The following is a 16,647-nucleotide window of genomic DNA, read 5'->3' as shown; positions in this document are numbered from 1 at the left end:
GTTCGCGCGGGTCGCAGCGCCGGCCCGCGCGGGGCTCGGGGGTTCCGCGGGTCTGTGGATCGTCGAGTCGTGCGGGTCCGCGGGGTTCGGCGGCGCGGGGGTCGGGGGGGCAAGGGCTCGGCGGCGCGGGGCTCGGGGGGCAAGGGTTCGGGGGCCCGGGGTTCGGGGGCCTGGGGTCGGGGAGGCGGGGGGTGCGCGGGTCGGCCGGGTAGCGCCTGAGAGGGACCCGCGAAGATCACGCCGAGGGGCGACGCCCGGCGACGGCCGCGATTCCTAGCGTTCGCCGCATGGTCAGGAAATCCCTCGCAGCCGGTGCGCTGCTGCTCGGCGCCGCCGCGTTCGCCGTCCCGTCCTCGCCCGGCGAACGGCTGGTCAAGGTCTACGGCGATCTCGCCACCGCCGACCGCGTGGCGGTCATCGTGCCGGGCACCGACACGACCGCCGCCACCTTCGAGAACGGCACCCACCGCCCGGGAGGAGCGGCCAGGGCGCTGCTGGCCGAGGCGCGCGCGATCGACCCCGGCACGAGGCTGGCGGTCGTCGCGTGGCTCGGCTACGACAGCCCGCGCCTGTGGAGCCTGGGCGCGATCACGCGCGGGGCGGCCGAGAGCGGCGCGGAGGAACTGCGCGCGTGGATGCGCGGCCTGCCGAAGGTGCCGGTATCGCTGCTGTGCCACAGCTACGGCTCGGTCGTCTGCGCGCGCGCCGCGGCCCGACCACAGGCCGCCGACCTCGCTGACCTCGTCCTCGTGGGCAGCCCCGGCATGGGCGGCCCGCGTACGGCGGCCGCCGTCGGGCCGCGCGTCTGGGCCGGGCGGGGCGCCCGCGACTGGGTGGCCGACGTGCCCCATCTCACGGTGGGCCCGTTCGGGTTCGGCGCCGACCCGATGGACCCGGCGTTCGGCGCCCGGATCTTCGCCACGGGCCCCGGCGGGCACAGCGACTACTTCGACCCCGGCACCGCCTCCCTGCGCAACCTCGCCCTCATCGCGCTCGGCCGCGGCGCGGAGGTCGGCGGTGCTTGACGTCCGCGGGATCGAGGCCGCCACGCCGGTCGGCCGCGACAGGGGCGTCGACGCCCTGCGGGCGGCGGCCATCGTGGGCGTCGTGTTGGGCCACTGGCTGGTCAGCGCGTGGGAGCGCAACCCGCACCTGGTCATCTCCTCGCCGCTGGCGTACATGCCGGAGCTCGCGCCCGTCTCCTGGGTGCTCCAGACGCTCGCCCTGTTCTTCTTCGTCGGGGGCTACGCGGCCGCCCGGGGACTGCGTGCGCCCCACCGTTCGTGGATCGTGACGCGGCTGGGCCGCCTGGCCAGGCCCGTGCTGCCGCTGCTGCTGGGGTGGGCCGCCCTGGCGGTCATGGTGACGGTGCTGAACGGCCAGCCGATCACGTCGGTCCGCGCGCTGGCCAGGTCCGCCCTCGGCCCGCTGTGGTTCCTCGCCGTGTTCGCCGGGCTGAGCGCGCTCACGCCGTGGCTGGTCAGGACGCGGGCGGTGGTGGTCGGCGTGGCGGTCGCGGTCGTGGCGCTGGTGGATCTGCTGCGGTTTGGGCTGGGCGCCCCCGCCGCGGTCGGGTGGGTGAACCTCGGGGCGGCGTGGCTGGTGCCGTACCTGCTGGGCATCCTGTGGGCCCGCGGCGAGCTGCGCCCGCGCAGGGACGGAGCCTGGCTGCTGGCGGGCGGCGGCGCGACGGCGTTCGCGCTGGTGGCCTGGGGCGGCTACCCGGCGGCCATGATCGGGATCGCCGGGCGGCAGCTCTCCAACCTCAGCCCGCCCACGCTGGCCGCGGTCTGCTTCGGCCTCGCCCAGGTGGGCCTCGCGCTGCTGCTGCACGGGCCGCTGGGTGCGCTGATGCGCCGGCCGCGGCTGTGGGCGCCGGTGGCGCTGGCCAACCTGGGTGCCATGCCGATCTTCCTGTGGCACCAGACGGCGCTGGTGGTGACCGTGCTCGCCGGCGGCCTGTACGGCAGGCCCGACACGCCCGCCTGGCTGCTCGAACGGATGGCCTGGCTGCCCGTCGTCGCGGCGGTCCTGTTTTTTATGACATGGTGTCACCAACGGCTTGACGTGAGGCACCGATTTTGGTGACACTATGTCATGACCTTCTCCGAGACGCTGCGCAACGCCACCTGGGGCGACCACGAGTCCGCCGAGGACGAGAGCTACCTCAAGGAACTCATGGCCGGGCGGCTCAGCGCCGAGGAGTACGGCGAGATGGTCGCCCAGCACTACTTCGCCTATCTCGCCCTCGACGGCGTCGCCGAGCGCCTGGCCGACCACCCCGTGGCGGGAGCCTTCGTCTTTCCTTCCCTGTACCGGCAGGCCGCACTCGAACGCGACCTGACCGCCATCTACGGCCCCTCCTGGCGCGAGCGCATCGCCCCCTCCAAGGCGACCAGGACACTGGTGGCACGCATCGAGCAGATCGCCGACTGGCCGGGCGGCTACATCGCCCACCACTACACGCGCTACATGGGCGACCTGTCCGGCGGCCAGTTCATCAGGATGGAACTGCAGAAGATCTACGGGTACGGCAAGGGCGGCGGCGTCGACTTCTACATCTTCGACGAGGTCGGTTCGCTGCCCCGGTTCAAGAACGAGTACCGGGCCAGGCTCGACGCCCTGACCGCCGACGAGGCCGAGCAGCAGCGCATCATCCGCGAGGTGCGCCTCGCCTACCAGCTCAACACCGAGGTCCTGACCGAGCTGCTGCGCGCCATCCGGCCCGCGGCCTAACATGGGCTCATGCCCAGGATCTCCGCCGCGACGATCGGCGAGCACCGCGCCCAGACGCAGGACAGGATCCTGCAGGCGGTCTCCCGGCTGTCGCGCGTCCAGGGCATCCAGGAGATCTCGATGACGGACGTGGCGCAGGAGGCGGGCATCACCCGCACCGTGCTCTACAACTACTACCCCGACAAGGCGGCGCTGCTGCTGGCGTTCACCGAGCGGGTGACCCACTACTTCATCGAGTCCTACACCAGGGAACTGCCCGCCTCCGCCACGCCCGCCGAGCGGCTGCGCGCCTTCATCCGGCTCCAGCTGGCCGGGCTCCTCGCACACCCTCACCCGGGAGCGGCGGGGCTCAGCGCCGCCCTCGGGCCCGACGCCTACCAGCGGCTGGCCGAGCACGTGGCGCCGATGCAGCGGATCCTGGTCGAGATCCTCGACTCCGGGGCGAGCTCCGGCGACTTCCAGATGCAGGACGTGGCGGCGACGGCCCGCATGATCCTCGCGGTGATCGGCGCCGAGCGGGAGTCGTTGATCAGCGGCCGGGTGAGCGTGGAGGCGGCCGAGGAGATCGTCTCCGGGTTCGTGCTACGCGCCCTGAACAGCACCCTCTGACCTGTCCCCAGACCCTTCTCTTCACGCGGCGTTTGTGGGCCGCGTCGGGCTCCTGCGGCGCGCCGGGCGGCACCGCCTCACCCCCCGCCGTCGCGCCCAGCGGGGCTATGTCTCGTCCTCCGCCGTCGCGCCCAAGGCCGGTGTGCTGCCCGCGGTGAGCAGGTAGCAGCCGTTGACCTGGCCCCGACCCGCCCAGCACCGGCTGGTCCGTGTCTCTGGACGCCCGCCCAGTTCTGGCTCGTCCGGGACTCTGGACGCCCGGCAGGTACCGGCTGGTCCGCGGCTTCGGTCACCCGCTCCGTACTGGGGTCCCGGGGTCTGGACGCCCGCCCGGCAGCGGCTCGTCCGTGGCTTCGGCCGCCCGGGAGGCGCCCGTCGAAGGCCGGACTCCCACAGCTCCGAATCTGTCGGTCCCGTCGGATAGCTTCCGATCACCGATCCGACGAGGAGGTCCACGTTGTTCCGTCAGGGAGACATCCTGATCGTGCCGGTGGCGGAGGAGTCCGTGCCCGCACGGGTCAAAACCCTCCCCCCGGCCCCGCGCGACTCCCGCGGCCGCCTGGTCCTCGCGCTGGGTGAGGCGACCGGCCACGCCCACGCCATCCCCGGCCCTGGCACCCTCCTGCTCGACGACGCCTACACCGGTGCCGACTACCTCCACCTTCCCGCCGGCACCCGCCTCGTCCACGAGGAACACGACGCGATCATGCTGCCGAAGGGCTGGTTCCGGGTGGTGCGGCAGCGCGAGTACGTCCCCGGCTCCTACCGCACGGTCGCCGACTGACCGACCGGCCGGCCGACGCCCGAGACATCCCCCTCTCCCAGGAAGCCTCCGACCCTGATGACGACCCCCGCAGCACCCGCGCCCCTGCCGGCTGAGCTGGCCGGCCACCTGACCGCAGCCGCCCGCCGCTGGCGCGACACCGCCCGCACCGCGGGCCCCGCTGATCGCACCGCCGCCGAGCTCGGGGTACGGCGCGCCTACCGCAACGCCGGTCTTCCCGAGCCCGAGGCGATCGTCTGGCTGGCCTCCCCCGCGCAGGGCGCGCTCGCCGCCGCACTCCTCGTCGGCGACGCGAACACGGTCCGCACGTTCCACGAGGCCGGCCTCACCGCCCACATCGGACCGGTCCTCACCGCCCTCACATCCCGGACGCCCGGCGATCCCACATCCGAGCCGCCCTCCACCCTCACGCCGCCACACTCGTCATCGGCGTCCCCAGGAAACGCCCCGAACCCCATCGCGGCCCCAGGCACCGTTGCCGCCCCAGGCGTCATCGCCGCCCTGGAGACCGTTGCCGCCCTGGAGACCGTTGCCACTCCGGATACTGTTGCCGCTCCGGACCCCATTGCGGCCCCGGGCATCATTGCCGCCCTGGAGACCGTTGCCGCTCCGGGCACTGTTGCAGCCCTGGACCCCATTGCGGCCCCGCTCACCGTTGCCGCTCCGGGCGCCGTTGCTGCCTCGGGCGCCGTCGCTGCTCCGAACACCACTGCGGCCCCGGGCACTGTCGCTCTTGCAACCACTGCCGCTCCGGAAGCCAATGCCGCTCCTGCAACCACTGTCGCTCCCGAAACCACTGCTGACCCGGACATCCTGGTCGCGCAGCTGAACGATCTCCGCGCCATCGCTGGTGCCTCCGTGCGCCACGCCGTACGGAACCTGCCATGGGAGCGGGCCCGCGCCGCGGCCGCCACCTCCCTGGGCACGGTGGCGTGGCCGCGCGCCTGGGCGCTCACCGGCGACCTGCTGTGGCCGGAGGTGAACACTCTCGCCGCTGACCTGCGCCGCGCGATCGGCAACCTGCCCCAGTCCGCCACCACCGGCGACACCTACAGCGCCCCTCGGGTCGACGGCCGCGACACGGATGACGACGCCGCCGCGCTCCTCCGTGAGCAGGCCGGGTCGCTCCTCCGCCAGGCCACGCTCGACGCGGTCCTCGGCCAGCACGAGGCGCCTTGGCTCGCCCTGTTCGACGGTCTCACTGCCCACGCGACGGCCGGGCCGGACGGCGGGACAGGGGCGCCGGGCAGCTCGATGGGGTCGCTCGACGGCCTGGCGCAGGTGGCGAAGGCGGCCGGGTGGTGGTGGCCGTTCGAACGGCTGGCGATCATGTGCGAGCGTCCGGCCGACCTGCACCTTGACGACCTGGGACGGTTGCACCGCGCCGACGGTCCCGCGATGGGGTTCCCCGACGGGTTCGCGCTGCACGCGTGGCACGGCATGCCGGTGCCCGCCTCGTTCGGCGTGGCCATGGCCGGGCTCGACGCCAAGCGGATCCAGGCCGAGGAGAACGCCGAGCTGCGCCGGGTGATGCTCGAGCACTACGGCTACGAACGATATCTGGCGGAGTCAGGCGCCAAACCCACACACGAGGACGAGACCGGTGTGCTGTGGCGCATCGACCTGGCGGACGACGAGCCGGTGGTGATGGTGGAGGTGGTCAACTCCACTCCCGAACCGGACGGCACCAGCCGCACGTACTTCCTGCGCGTGCCGCCGTGGGTGACTCGGGCGCGTGAGGGCGTGGCGTGGACGTTCGGGGTGTCCGAGCAGGACTACCAGCCCGAGAAGCAGACCTGACCAGGCCTGACGCGAGCCATCCGGACCTCGCGCCCCAAGACCTGCCGGGGTACGGGGCGCGCGGTCGCACGTAGCTCACCGCCGGAGCGCGCTACGAACTGTTCCGATCGCAACCGCGACTGCCCTCTCGGCCTGAGGGGTGCTCGGGCCGGGTTCCAGAAGTGCGGGGCCCGAAGTGATGGCCAGATGGCGCGGAGACAGGAACGTGGGCCGGCTCCCCGCCTGCGGGGTGGGCGGACCCGGTCCAGGGGGTCGGGCGGTGCGTGGTTGGAGGCGGCGGTCGGAATCCAGGACGGCAGGTGATCCATGGCACGTGGTCGGAATCCAAGGGGCGGGTGGTTCATAGGACGTGGTCGGAATCCAAGGGTTAGTGGGACGTGGTCGGAATCCGGGAGGGTGGGCGGCTCGCTGACCTAGGGGTGGGGGGACACACTCCAGAAGTGCGGGGCCGTGGCTCATGGAGGTGGTCTGCGGTCCAGGAACGCAGGCGGCCTTCTCGCCGAGGGACCGGCCGCGGTCTCACCGTGGGGAAGTCCATCCGTGCCGGGGGAAGAGCTGAGGGTGGGCCGGCCTCATGAGCGGCGGTTTCCGGTTCAGCGGGGCGGACCCGTCGATACCGAAGCGCGTCCGGTGGTGACCGGATCAGTGTGGGGCCACATGGCCGGGATGCGTTCCAGGATGCCGCCGCTGAACGTGTCGTACAGCCCCAGCGGCTCCAGGTGCACGTAGCCGATGTGGCAGTCGCACACCTCCAGCGGGCATCCGCGAGGAGCGAGCGCCCGCAGGGCGGTCCCGTCGTACAGGTTGCCGAGCACGGCCGGCACGAAGTGGCAGCGGCGCACGGTGCCCTCGCCGTCCACCGACACCACGCTCTCCCCGGTACGGCAGGCCAGCCCCAGGCTCCGGTGCGGGAACCTGCTGTGGCGGAACAGCGGGTCGACGCCGGTCCACGCGGCCGCCTCGTCGTCGGTGTAGGTGTGTCCCTCGGCCGCGTTGATCCACACGTAGACGGAGGGCGGCAGTGCCTCCCGCAGGGCGCGCGCCTCGGCGAGGTGTTCGGGCAGGCCGACGACGCCGACGCTGAAGCGCACGCCGAGTGCGCTCAGTTCCGCGCATCTGGCCAGGAACCGCTGCCTGGTGACCTGCCCCGGGTGGTAGGTGGTCCAGAGGGCGAGCGTCGTGAGGTCGGCGGTGGGCAGCCAGGACGTCCGGAAGCTGAGGTTGGTCTGGATGGCGACGCGTGGCACGTGCGGGAGATGGCTGAGCTCGACGAGCGCGCGCCGGTACCAGGATCGGACGGCGCCCTCGCCCCACGGCGTGAACAGCACCGACACCCGGAAGGGCTGCTCGGCGACCCATGCGGTGAAACGTTCGAGGGCGGCCCGGTCGGCACGCAGTTGCTCGGGCGTGTCGCGGCGCTTGGCGAACGGGCAGTAGGGACAGTCGTAGTCGCAGCTGGCCAGGGGCCCGCGGTAGAGGATCGTCAGGTGTTCAACGCTGGTCATAGCTCTCCATCAGCGCCTGGACCTCGGTGGAGAACAGCGCCGGCCCGATGGTGTCGGAGTGGGCCAGCCCGTCGGCGGTCAGCCAGGCGCGTGCCGTGTCGGTCTCGATCCAGCCGCGGGTGACGAACGGCGTGAGGTCGAAGTCGTCGAGCGCCTCGGTGCCGAACTCCTCCCGGTATCCGGCCATGGACAGCCCGGGGACCTGGAGCAGCGACTGGATGAGGTGGCGGCGGCGGCGCTCGGCGGCGTCGAGGAGGAAGCCGACGTTGGCGTGGTCGAAGCTTCCGGCTCGGACGTACTCGTCGATGATCGCGCGGACGTGTCGGACGCCGACGGCGTACTCGAAGGAGTAGTGCAGGTGCGAGGTGTAGGAGCGCGCGCCGCAGCCGAGGCCGATCATCCCGTCGGTCTGGCAGCAGTACTCGGTCGAGGACTCCACCGGGGTCGGGGCGGCCGGCACCGGAGGACCCGCCGGGGCCGATCCGAGAGCCTCCGCCGGCGCCGCCGCGCCCCCCGCCAGGCGGAACATGCGCATCGACACTTGTTCGTACCCGCTGGCCAGCAGGTGGTCGCGTCCGATCCGGTACAGCGTGAGCCGCTGGTCGTCCCATTCCTTGCCGAGCAGCCCGAGGCCGGTCAGCGGCCGGACGTACAGCGGATACAGGTAGATCTCTTCCGGTTTCCAGTCGAGCGCGGCGTTCAGCGAGTAGAGCCACGACCGCGGGGTCTGCCCGTCGATGCCGTAGATCAGGTCGATGTTCAGCGTCGGGATCCCGGCCGCGCGGATGGTCTCCAGCGCCCGCTCGACCTCGGTACGGCGCTGCGGCCGGACCGCCGCGCGTGCCTCGGCGTCGATGAAGCTCTGCACGCCGATCGACACCCGCGTGGTACCGCGTTCGGCGAGGACGGCCAGCCGGTCAGGGGTGGCGGTGGCGGGCGACGTTTCGACACCGAGCGGGATGGCGGTGAAGTCGGCCCCCATGGCCCGAGTCGCCAGGTCGAACAGCCTGGTGAGCTCGGCGGCCGACAGGTAGGTGGGGGTGCCGCCGCCGATGGCGGCGGTCGCGAAACGCGCGTCCGGTACGGCCCGCCGTACGGCGTGGGCCTGCCGTTCGAGCGCGGACAGGTAGGCGGCGACCAGCTCCTCGGGCGCGCCGGTCCTGGTGAACAGGTTGCAGAAGCCGCAGCGCATCTCGCAGAACGGGATGTGCAGGTAGAGGAAGAGCGCGTCGGTGCGCTCCCGCTCCCACACCGACGCCAGCGACGGCCGCGGATCGAGCGGCCGGTAGGCGGTCTTGTGTGGGTATGCGTAGACATATCCCTGGTATGGCGAACCCTGGTGCGGCGCGCTCACGCCCACGCCCCTTTCTCCAGCACGAACTCCCCGTAGGGGACGGTCCACACCACCGGATGGCCGATGCGGTGCCCCACATGTCCGTCTTCGCCGTAGGCGGTGCCGTGGTCGGAGCACACGATCGCCAGGCACGGCCGCCGCGCCGTCATCACCGCGAACAGCCTGGCCAGCTGCCGGTCGACGTACTCCAGCGCCGCCGCGTGGCTGTCGATCGAGTCGCCTGGCCCGCCGGAGTAGAACCAGTTCGGCTGGTGCAGCGCCGACACGTTGACGAACAGGAAGACGGGCCGCTCCACCCGCTCGACCGCCGCCGCCGCGCACGCGATCTGCGCCTCGAAGGACGAGGGCGACGTCACCCCGAAGGACGGGTCCCAGTGCGACTCGGCGAACAGGGACGGCAGCGCCGAACCCAGTGGCGTGAGCTTGTTGAAGAACCCGACGCCACCGACGCACACCGTGTGATAGCCGGCCGCGGCCAGCCCGGCCGGCAGGTCGGCCGCCTCGAACCGCCACGTGCCCGGCGCGGTCGTCTCGCTGCCGGGGAAGGCGGCGGCGAACAGCCGTGGGTGCGGGCCCGGCGCGACGGGAGTCGGCAGGAACCCGGCCAGGATCGCGGCGTGCGCGGCGTAGGTGAAGCTGCCCGGCGTGTGGCGCTCCTCCCACACCCCGCCGGGCAGGACGGTGGCGAGCGTCGGCAGCCGTCCCGCGGCCAGCAGGCCGGCCGCCACGTCGTAACGCAGCGTGTCGAGCGTCACCAGCAGCAGGTCATGGCTGCCGATGACGGCGTTCATGTCACGCACGCGCGCCCGCCTCGACCTCGTCGTCATGCCCGGCGCCCGCGCGGGCGCGCACATGTGTCTCGCCCTCGTCGTCACGCCCGGCGGCCACGTAGGGGAGCGTCCGCGTCTCGTAGGGGAGCGTCCGCGCCTCGTAGGGGAGGGTCCGCGTCTCGCAGTGGGGCATCTGCGTCTCGTAGGCGCGCACCTGCGTCTCGTAGGTGTCGAGCCCCTCGGCGCCGCTGCCCGGCAGCCCGGTCAGGCCGGGCAGCAGGTCGCCGAACGCGTTGACCTCCGCCACCGCGAAGCGCCGCAGGCTCGCGCCCACCATCAGATCGACGCCGACCGCCGGGCTGCGCGGGAAGCAGGCCGCCGCCCGCGCGCAGATCTCCAGCGCCCTGGCCCACCCTGCGGGGCCGAGCGCCGCCATGACCGTCTCCAGCGAGCCGCGCGCGCCGCCCAGGTGCAGGTTCGTCATCGGCGCCCGGCTGGTGCGGACGACCGCGTGAGTGGGCCGTCCGGCCACCACGACCACCCGCAGGTCGAGGTCTCCTTGAAGGGGGGAGTCCAGTCCTACCAGAGCCCTACGACAAGATTGCTGTCATGGACGTCCAGCTCAAATCCGCACGGGGGAGGTGGATCCTGGCGGCGACCGTGCTCGGTTCCGGCCTGGCCCTCCTCGACAGCACGATCGTCAACGTCGCCCTACCGGCGCTGCGCGCCGAGCTGAACGCCGACATGGCCGGCCTCCAGTGGACGGTCAACGCCTACACCCTCACCCTGGCGGCCCTGATCCTGCTCGGCGGCTCGCTCGGTGACCGCTACGGCCGCCGCAAGATCTTCCTCATCGGCACCGTCTGGTTCGCGCTGGCCTCCGCGTTGTGCGGGCTCGCGCCCAACATCGAACTGCTGGTCCTGGCCCGCGCCCTGCAAGGCATCGGCGGCGCGCTGCTGACGCCGGGCTCGCTGGCCATCATCCAGTCGAACTTCGCCCCGGGCGACCGGCCGCGGGCGGTGGGCGCGTGGTCGGGCATGACCGGCGTGGCGGCCGCGATCGGCCCGCTGGTGGGCGGCTGGCTGGTGGAGCACGCGGGCTGGCGCTGGGCGTTCCTGGTCAACCTGCCGTTCGCCGTGCTGGTGGTCGTCATGACGATCAAGCACGTGCCGGAGACGAAGGACGAGCAGGCCGCCGGCAGGTTCGACGTCCTCGGCTCGGTCCTGGCCGCGCTGGCCCTGGCCGGCATCACCTACGGGCTGACCGAGGAGGGCCAGGTGCTGCCGCTGATCGGCGGCCTGGTGGCCGGGATCGCCTTCGTGGTGCTGGAGATCCGCCGCTCGCCCGACGCGCTGGTGCCGGTGGGCCTGTTCAGGAACGCCGTCTTCAGCGCGGTGAACGTGGTCACGCTGATCATGTACGCCGCGATGGGCGTGGTCTTCTTCCTGCTCACCCTGCAGCTGATGACGGTCGCGGGCTTCGACGCCGTCGCCGCCGGTTCGGCGCTGCTGCCGGTGACGATCCTCATGCTGCTGCTGTCGGCGCGGGCCGGCGAGACGGCCAAGAGGTACGGCCCGCGGCTGCCGATGACGGTGGGCATCCTCGTGGCGGGTGCCGGGTTCCTGCTGATGAGCACGATCGACAAGGGCTCCAGCTACTGGCTGCACGTCCTGCCGGCCGTCTCGGTCTTCGGCCTCGGCCTGTCGGCGGCGGTGGCGCCGCTGACCGCGACCGTGCTGGCCACGGCCGACGACCGCTACGCCGGTACGGCGAGCGGCATCAACAACGCCGTCGCCAGGACCGGCAGCCTGCTGGCGGTGGCGGCGATCCCGCCGCTCGTCGGCCTGACGGGCGACGCGGTCAGTGATCCCCGGATGTACGCCGCGGGATTCACTAGGGCGATGCTGATCAGCGCCGGCATGATGGCCGTCGCCGCGCTGATCACCTTCGTCACGATCAGGACGAACGTGCTGGCGCCGGACAGCCGTCAGCGCTCTCAGAACGTGAAGGACTGACTGCGCACGCTGTTGTCGAAGTTGGACACCAGCAGCTCCGGCTCGCCCACCGACCTGACGCCGGGCAACCTGGTCAGCAGCTCGCGGAACATCGTCCGCATCTCCTGCCTGGCCAGGTTGGCCCCGAGGCAGAAGTGCGGCCCCGGGCCGCCGAAACCGACGTGCGGCTTGGTGTCGCGGGTGATGTCGAAGGCGTCAGGGTCGGGGAAGACGTCCTCGTCGCGGTTGGCCGAGCCGTAGAACAGAACCACCCGGTCGCCCTTCCTGAGCCGCAGGCCGCGCAAGGAGTAGTCGTCGGTGACGGTCCTGCGGAACTGGATGATCGGCGAGACGTGCCTGACCATCTCCTCGATCGCCCCGTTGATGTGCCCGTCGAAGTCGCTCATCAGCAGCTCGCGCTGGTCGGGGTGGTCGGTCAGCAGCTTGATGCCGTGGGCCATCGTGTTGCGCGCCGTCTCGTTGCCGGCCACCAGCAGCAGCGCGAAGAACGAGCCGAGCTCCTTGTCGGTGAGCTTCTCGCCGTCGGGGTTGGCCGTGACCAGGGCCGAGACCAGGTCGGTGCCGGGGTCGGCGACGCGCTGGTGGCCGAGCTGGATGACCATGCGCTGCAGGGCCAGCAGCGCGACCACGTTCTTGCCGGCCAGGCGGGCGCTCTGCAGCACGCTCGGCCGCACGCCGCTGTAGGCGGTCGAGGCGTCGACGTGCTCGTGGACCTTCGCCCGGTATTCCTCGGGAATGCCCATCATGTCGCAGATGACGTGGATGGGCAGGCGGGCGGCGACCTGCGAGACGAAGTCGCGGGGCCCGGCGGCGATCACGTCGTCGACGATCCGCCGGCACGCCTTCTCGATGTCGGCCTGCAGGTTCTGCAGCATCTTGGGACTGAAGGCGCGCGAGACGATGCGCCGGAGCCTGGCGTGCCGGGGGTCGTCCATGTTGACCATCGACTCGCCGAACACATGCTTGACCCAGCCGGGCGGCTCGGGATTGGTGACCGCGGGCTCGCTGGAGAAGATCTTCGCGTTACGGCTGGCCTCGACGACGTCGGCATGCCTGACCAGGGCGTAGAAACCGGTGCCCGACCGTAGCAGCGGGACCTTCTTCTCCGGGAAGAAGACCGGGTGCTCCAGCTGCCGGAGCCTGGCGAACGCCTCCTGCCGTTCCTTGAGTGGCTTGCGCCAGAAATCCAGGTCCGCGAGGTCGATGTCCACCCGTCTATCCTGGCACGTTCCCGAGGTGTTAAGGCCGGGTTCGGCGGGCCTGGGGACCATCCGGGCATGAACGTCTCGCGCACCGCCCTGCTCGCCGCCGCCTGCCTCAGCGCTCCCTTCCTTCCCGCGAGCACCGCCACCGCGACGATCGCCACCGCGACGATCGCCACCGCGACGATCGCCCCGGCGACGATCGCCACCGCGACCGCCCCTGCGGTGATCCCCGCGGCTGTCGCCGCGACCGCCCCCGCGCCTGCCGCCGCCCCCGCGGGCTCCTGCGGCGGGCGCCCGTCGGACTTCGACGGCGACGGCCTGCCCGACCTCGCCGTCGCGGCGCCGTACGAGAGCGTGGCGGGCCACGCCCGCGCGGGCTCGGTCACGATCATGTACGGCTCCGGGCAGCAGGCCAGGCTCTCCCAGGCCACCCCCGGCGTGCCGGGCGACCCGGAGAACGGCGACTCCTTCGGATCGGCGCTCGCCGTCGGCGACTTCGACGGCGACGGCTGCGCCGATCTCGCGGTCGGCGTGTCGGAGGAGTTCTTCGGCACGCCGGTCCCCGGCTCCGACGGCCACGGCGCCGTCCAGCTCTTCCACGGCTCGCCGCGCGGGCTGGTCCCGGGCAGGCAGCTGTCGTCCTCGCGGCCCGGCTCCGACCGGTACGGCGCGGCGCTGGCGGCCGGCGACCTCGACGGCGACCGGGCCGACGAGCTGGTCATCGGCGCGCCCGCGATGGGCGCCGGCGGCACGGTCGTCGTCCACGGCTTCAAGGACCGCGCGCGGTACCGGATCACGCAGCGCGGCCTGCGCCAGACGGGCCTGGTCACCGACCAGTTCGGCGCCGCGCTGACCACCGGCGACTTCGACGGCGACGGCAAGGACGAGATCGCGATCGGCGCCCCCGCCGACACGGTCCGCCTCGACGGCCAGGGCTCGGTGACGGTCGTCGACCCGCGCGACCGCCGTGCCGTGCAGTACACCCAGTCCTCACCCGGCGTGAAGGGCGCCGCGGAGAAGTGGGACGCCTTCGGCGCCGCGCTGGCCGCCGCCGACTTCGACGCCGACGGACGCGACGACCTGGCGATCGGCGTGCCGGGCGAGGGCCTGAGCGCCAACCAGCGGGCCATGGACTACGGCGACGGCATGGTCCACGTCCGCTACGGCACCGGCCGCTGGGAGGCGTGGACGCAGCGCCTGCTGAAGGGGACGCCGCGGTACTACGACAGGTTCGGCGCGGCGCTGGCGGCGGGCGACTTCAACGGCGACGGCGACGCCGAGCTGGCGGTCGGCGTGCCGGGGGAGAAGTCCGTGCAGGTCCTGGCCGGAGCCAGGAAGGGCGGCCTGGCCAGGCACGGCGACGTGCTGATCAAGGGCAGGGGCCGCGATTTCGGCGCGTCCCTGTCCACGCTCGCCGTCGGCGGGCGCTACCGCACGCTGTCGGCGGCCACCGGCGGCGTCAGGGGTCTCACCGTGAAGGGACGCAGCGTCAAGGGACACAGCATCAAGGGGCGCAGCGTCAAGGGACGCGGCGTCACGAGCGGCGGCGTCGACGGGCTGGTGGTGGCGGCGCCCGGCACGGGCGTGGTGACCTACGTGCCGGGCTCCCGCCGTCCCGGGCCCTACCACGGGCTGCGGCCGAGCCGGGCGCGCACGCTGGCCAGCGGCGACGGCCTGTTCGGCTACGCCTTCGGCTGACCGGGGCTCATCCCCCCTGTCGTGGCAGGGCCGCCAGGTCGCCGGGCCCCCTGAAGTGGACGCCGGTGATGCCGAGCCGCGCGGCGGCCTCGACGTTCTCCAGCCGGTCGTCGACGAACGTCACCTCGTGCGGGCGGGCGCCCAGCCCGTCGAGCACGGCGAGATAGATCTCCGGGTCGGGCTTGACCAGGCCCATCCTGGCGCTGTAGAAGCGTGGCCCGATGCCGGCCAGCCAGGGCAGGCCGTCGATCCCCTCGGCGACGCATTCGGGGGCGTTGGACAGCAGCGCGACGCGCGGCAGCCGTTCCATGACGGCCACGGTGCCGGGGTTGGGGTACGACCAGCTGGCGACGTCCAGCCCGACGAGGGTGGCCAGCTCCTCGTCGCCGACGTCGCGGCCGAGCGCGAGGGACCAGAAGGCGCGCGGGGTCAGCGTGCCCCGGTCGAAGTCCAGGCGGTGCGCCCAGTAGCCGCGCTCGAAGGACTCCAGGTCGGCGCCCGCGGCGCTCGCCATGGCGGCGACGTCCGCCTGCGGCTGGGGGAGGGACAGGACGTTTCCGTAGTCGAAGAGCACCCAGGTCATGACGAAGACGCTAACCCACCGATCGATCACGCGTGGGCGGGCGCCGCCGGGGCGGGTCAGCGGCCGGGCGGGGCGGCGGGGATGGTGAGCGACCTGGCGGTCCTGGCGGGGGCGCCCTTGCGGGAGATGTAGTCGAGGGTCCTGAAGTCGACCGACAGCTCCGACGCGGTGAGCCTGGCGGCGATGTAGCCGCGCCGCTGGTCGATGTAGGAGATGTGCGGGTTCTCGGCCAGCGCCTCGGCGATCCACGCCTTGTCGCGGTAGCCGTCGCCGTCGCTGGCGACGGAGGAGGTCACCAGTTCGCGGGCGACCACGGGCGAGGAGGGGTCGTCGAAGTCGAGCTTGAGCTCGGCCGCGTGGTGCATGTGGGCGTCGCCGGTCAGCACCACCGGGTTGGCGCTCTCCCGCATCCACCCGAGCAGGCGGTCGCGCTCGGGCGCGTAGCCGTCCCAGGAGTCCAGGTTGACCTCGCGGCCCGGCCCGACCTTGTAGTCGCGCTGCGCCATGATGATCTGCTGGCCGAGCAGGTTCCACCGGGTGGGCGACGTGCGCAGCCCCTCCGCCAGCCAGCGCCGCTGCGCGTCGCCCAGGAGGGTACGGCCCGCCGACAGGCGCTCGTCGCAGGAGGCGCGCACGCCGTCGAGGCAGGCCTGGTCGTCCCTGAACTGGCGGGTGTCGAGCAGATGGAAGCGGGCCAGCGTGCCCCATGAGACCCGCCGGTTGACCCGCAGGACCGCGCCCTGGACGCTGGCGCGGCGCAGCGGCATGTTCTCGTAGTAGGCGCGGAAGGCCATCGTCCTGCGCCGGGCGAAGTCGGGGGCGCCGGTGCTGGAGACGGGCCCCGCCCAGTTGTTCTCCACCTCGTGGTCGTCGAAGGCCACCAGCCACGGCGCGACGGCGTGCGCCTTCTGCAGGTCACGGTCGCTCTTGTACTGCGCGTGGCGCAGCCGGTAGTCGGCCAGGGTCTCGCACTTGCCGGGGGTGTGGGTGCGGACCCTTCCGGCCGGCGCGGTGTATCCGCTCGGGCCGTACTCGTACATGTAGTCGCCCAGGTGCACGACCAGGTCGGGCTCCTGCTCGGCCAGACGGCGGTAGGCGGTGTAGTAGCCGTGCTCGTAGTGGGCGCAGGCGGCCACCACGAAGTTGAGCGGCTGGGCGCCCTGCGGCGTCGTCCTGGTACGGCCGGCCCGCGACAGCCTGCCCTCGGTCCTGAACCGGTAGAAGTACTCCCGTCCCGGCTCCAGCCCCTGCGCCTCGACGTGGACGCTGTGCGCGGTGTCGGGCGTGGCGCTCGCCGTACCGGACCGGACGATCCTGGAGAAGCGCTCGTCGGCGGAGATCTGCCAGTCGACGTCGAAGGAGCGCGAGGGCATGCCGCCGCGCCCGTCCCCGCTCAGCGGGTCGAGCGCGAGCCTGGTCCACAGCACGAAACCGTCGGTGGTGGGGTCTCCCGAGGCGACGCCGAGCGTGAACGGGTCACCCGCGAGGGCCCGCGAGGGCGGCAGGAAAGGCTGCGAGGGCGGAAGGAGGAAGGAGGCGGCAGTGGCGGCGAGGAAGGTTCTGCGTTCCACGCCCCAGGTATGTCCT

Annotated in this window: 15 protein-coding genes; 8 read left to right on the top strand and 7 right to left on the bottom strand. The window is 72.6% G+C overall.

Annotated elements, in window-relative coordinates; translation table 11 throughout:
• Nucleotides 1-287 precede the first annotated feature (287 nt).
• The 6 genes from ACWEVS_RS14595 (at nt 288) to ACWEVS_RS14570 (ending at nt 5,929) form a co-directional block, all read left to right on the top strand.
• On the top strand, nt 288-1,025 hold the full coding sequence (locus ACWEVS_RS14595) for an alpha/beta hydrolase (protein WP_452551850.1): 738 nt from the start codon (nt 288-290) through the stop codon (nt 1,023-1,025).
• On the top strand, nt 1,018-2,088 hold the full coding sequence (locus ACWEVS_RS14590; protein WP_452551848.1) for an acyltransferase family protein: 1,071 nt from the start codon (nt 1,018-1,020) through the stop codon (nt 2,086-2,088). The genes ACWEVS_RS14595 and ACWEVS_RS14590 overlap by 8 nt, the downstream gene beginning before the upstream one ends.
• A gap of 9 nt (nt 2,089-2,097) precedes the next feature.
• Nucleotides 2,098-2,736, top strand: a complete 639-nt coding sequence (locus ACWEVS_RS14585; RefSeq protein ID WP_452416744.1) for a biliverdin-producing heme oxygenase — start codon at nt 2,098-2,100, stop codon at nt 2,734-2,736.
• A gap of 9 nt (nt 2,737-2,745) precedes the next feature.
• Nucleotides 2,746-3,345 carry a TetR/AcrR family transcriptional regulator gene (locus tag ACWEVS_RS14580; RefSeq protein WP_354920872.1) on the top strand — a complete coding sequence of 200 codons (600 nt, stop codon included), beginning with the start codon at nt 2,746-2,748 and terminating at the stop codon, nt 3,343-3,345.
• Nucleotides 3,346-3,802: 457 nt separating this feature from the next.
• On the top strand, nt 3,803-4,129 hold the full coding sequence (locus tag ACWEVS_RS14575; RefSeq protein ID WP_449925909.1) for a hypothetical protein: 327 nt from the start codon (nt 3,803-3,805) through the stop codon (nt 4,127-4,129).
• Nucleotides 4,130-4,186: 57 nt separating this feature from the next.
• Nucleotides 4,187-5,929 carry a DUF6745 domain-containing protein gene (locus ACWEVS_RS14570; RefSeq protein WP_452551846.1) on the top strand — a complete coding sequence of 581 codons (1,743 nt, stop codon included), beginning with the start codon at nt 4,187-4,189 and terminating at the stop codon, nt 5,927-5,929.
• Nucleotides 5,930-6,522: 593 nt separating this feature from the next.
• On the opposite strand, the gene ACWEVS_RS14565 is transcribed toward ACWEVS_RS14570, so the two are convergent.
• The 4 genes from ACWEVS_RS14565 to ACWEVS_RS14550 are packed head-to-tail and all read right to left on the bottom strand — an operon-like array spanning nt 6,523 to nt 10,042.
• The gene (locus ACWEVS_RS14565) at nt 6,523-7,434 is read right to left on the bottom strand and encodes an STM4011 family radical SAM protein (RefSeq protein ID WP_452551844.1); all 912 of its coding nucleotides are present in this window, start codon (nt 7,432-7,434) and stop codon (nt 6,523-6,525) included.
• Nucleotides 7,421-8,788, bottom strand: a complete 1,368-nt coding sequence (locus ACWEVS_RS14560) for an STM4012 family radical SAM protein (protein ID WP_452551842.1) — start codon at nt 8,786-8,788, stop codon at nt 7,421-7,423. Before ACWEVS_RS14560 ends, ACWEVS_RS14565 begins: the two co-directional genes overlap by 14 nt.
• On the bottom strand, nt 8,785-9,579 hold the full coding sequence (locus tag ACWEVS_RS14555; protein WP_452551884.1) for an STM4013/SEN3800 family hydrolase: 795 nt from the start codon (nt 9,577-9,579) through the stop codon (nt 8,785-8,787). Before ACWEVS_RS14555 ends, ACWEVS_RS14560 begins: the two co-directional genes overlap by 4 nt.
• 1 nt (nt 9,580) lies before the next feature.
• Nucleotides 9,581-10,042 (bottom strand): hypothetical protein, encoded by a 462-nt coding sequence (locus ACWEVS_RS14550; RefSeq protein WP_452551841.1) that lies wholly within the window; start codon nt 10,040-10,042, stop codon nt 9,581-9,583.
• A gap of 125 nt (nt 10,043-10,167) precedes the next feature.
• Between ACWEVS_RS14550 and ACWEVS_RS14545 the strand changes: the two genes are divergently transcribed.
• Nucleotides 10,168-11,574 (top strand): MFS transporter, encoded by a 1,407-nt coding sequence (locus ACWEVS_RS14545; RefSeq protein ID WP_354920848.1) that lies wholly within the window; start codon nt 10,168-10,170, stop codon nt 11,572-11,574.
• Here the strand turns inward: ACWEVS_RS14545 and ACWEVS_RS14540 are convergent.
• Nucleotides 11,556-12,785, bottom strand: coding sequence for a cytochrome P450 (locus ACWEVS_RS14540; protein ID WP_452551839.1), 1,230 nt, complete (start codon nt 12,783-12,785; stop codon nt 11,556-11,558). The two genes, ACWEVS_RS14545 and ACWEVS_RS14540, sit on opposite strands and share 19 nt — an antisense overlap.
• A 66-nt stretch (nt 12,786-12,851) precedes the next feature.
• Between ACWEVS_RS14540 and ACWEVS_RS14535 the strand changes: the two genes are divergently transcribed.
• On the top strand, nt 12,852-14,477 hold the full coding sequence (locus tag ACWEVS_RS14535; RefSeq protein ID WP_452551837.1) for an FG-GAP and VCBS repeat-containing protein: 1,626 nt from the start codon (nt 12,852-12,854) through the stop codon (nt 14,475-14,477).
• A gap of 7 nt (nt 14,478-14,484) precedes the next feature.
• On the opposite strand, the gene ACWEVS_RS14530 is transcribed toward ACWEVS_RS14535, so the two are convergent.
• Nucleotides 14,485-15,060, bottom strand: a complete 576-nt coding sequence (locus ACWEVS_RS14530) for an HAD family hydrolase (protein ID WP_452551835.1) — start codon at nt 15,058-15,060, stop codon at nt 14,485-14,487.
• 56 nt (nt 15,061-15,116) lie between these two features.
• The gene (locus tag ACWEVS_RS14525; protein ID WP_452551833.1) at nt 15,117-16,631 is read right to left on the bottom strand and encodes an alkaline phosphatase D family protein; all 1,515 of its coding nucleotides are present in this window, start codon (nt 16,629-16,631) and stop codon (nt 15,117-15,119) included.
• Nucleotides 16,632-16,647 lie beyond the last annotated feature (16 nt).

The organism is Nonomuraea sp. NPDC003754 (assembly GCF_053605785.1).
Note: the sequence above shows the minus strand (reverse complement) of the source record. Positions and strands in the feature narration are given on the sequence as shown.

What these genes read in the sequence shown, in the direction of transcription:
- ACWEVS_RS14595 (WP_452551850.1), top strand. Translation starts at nt 288, where the DNA reads ATGGTCAGGAAATCCCTCGCAGCCGGTGCGCTGCTGCTCGGCGCCGCC.
- ACWEVS_RS14585 (WP_452416744.1), top strand. Translation starts at nt 2,098, where the DNA reads ATGACCTTCTCCGAGACGCTGCGCAACGCCACCTGGGGCGACCACGAG.
- ACWEVS_RS14580 (WP_354920872.1), top strand. Translation starts at nt 2,746, where the DNA reads ATGCCCAGGATCTCCGCCGCGACGATCGGCGAGCACCGCGCCCAGACG.
- ACWEVS_RS14570 (WP_452551846.1), top strand. Translation starts at nt 4,187, where the DNA reads ATGACGACCCCCGCAGCACCCGCGCCCCTGCCGGCTGAGCTGGCCGGC.
- ACWEVS_RS14565 (WP_452551844.1), bottom strand. Translation starts at nt 7,434, where the DNA reads ATGACCAGCGTTGAACACCTGACGATCCTCTACCGCGGGCCCCTGGCC.
- ACWEVS_RS14555 (WP_452551884.1), bottom strand. Translation starts at nt 9,579, where the DNA reads ATGAACGCCGTCATCGGCAGCCATGACCTGCTGCTGGTGACGCTCGAC.
- ACWEVS_RS14550 (WP_452551841.1), bottom strand. Translation starts at nt 10,042, where the DNA reads ATGACGAACCTGCACCTGGGCGGCGCGCGCGGCTCGCTGGAGACGGTC.
- ACWEVS_RS14545 (WP_354920848.1), top strand. Translation starts at nt 10,168, where the DNA reads ATGGACGTCCAGCTCAAATCCGCACGGGGGAGGTGGATCCTGGCGGCG.
- ACWEVS_RS14535 (WP_452551837.1), top strand. Translation starts at nt 12,852, where the DNA reads ATGAACGTCTCGCGCACCGCCCTGCTCGCCGCCGCCTGCCTCAGCGCT.
- ACWEVS_RS14530 (WP_452551835.1), bottom strand. Translation starts at nt 15,060, where the DNA reads ATGACCTGGGTGCTCTTCGACTACGGAAACGTCCTGTCCCTCCCCCAG.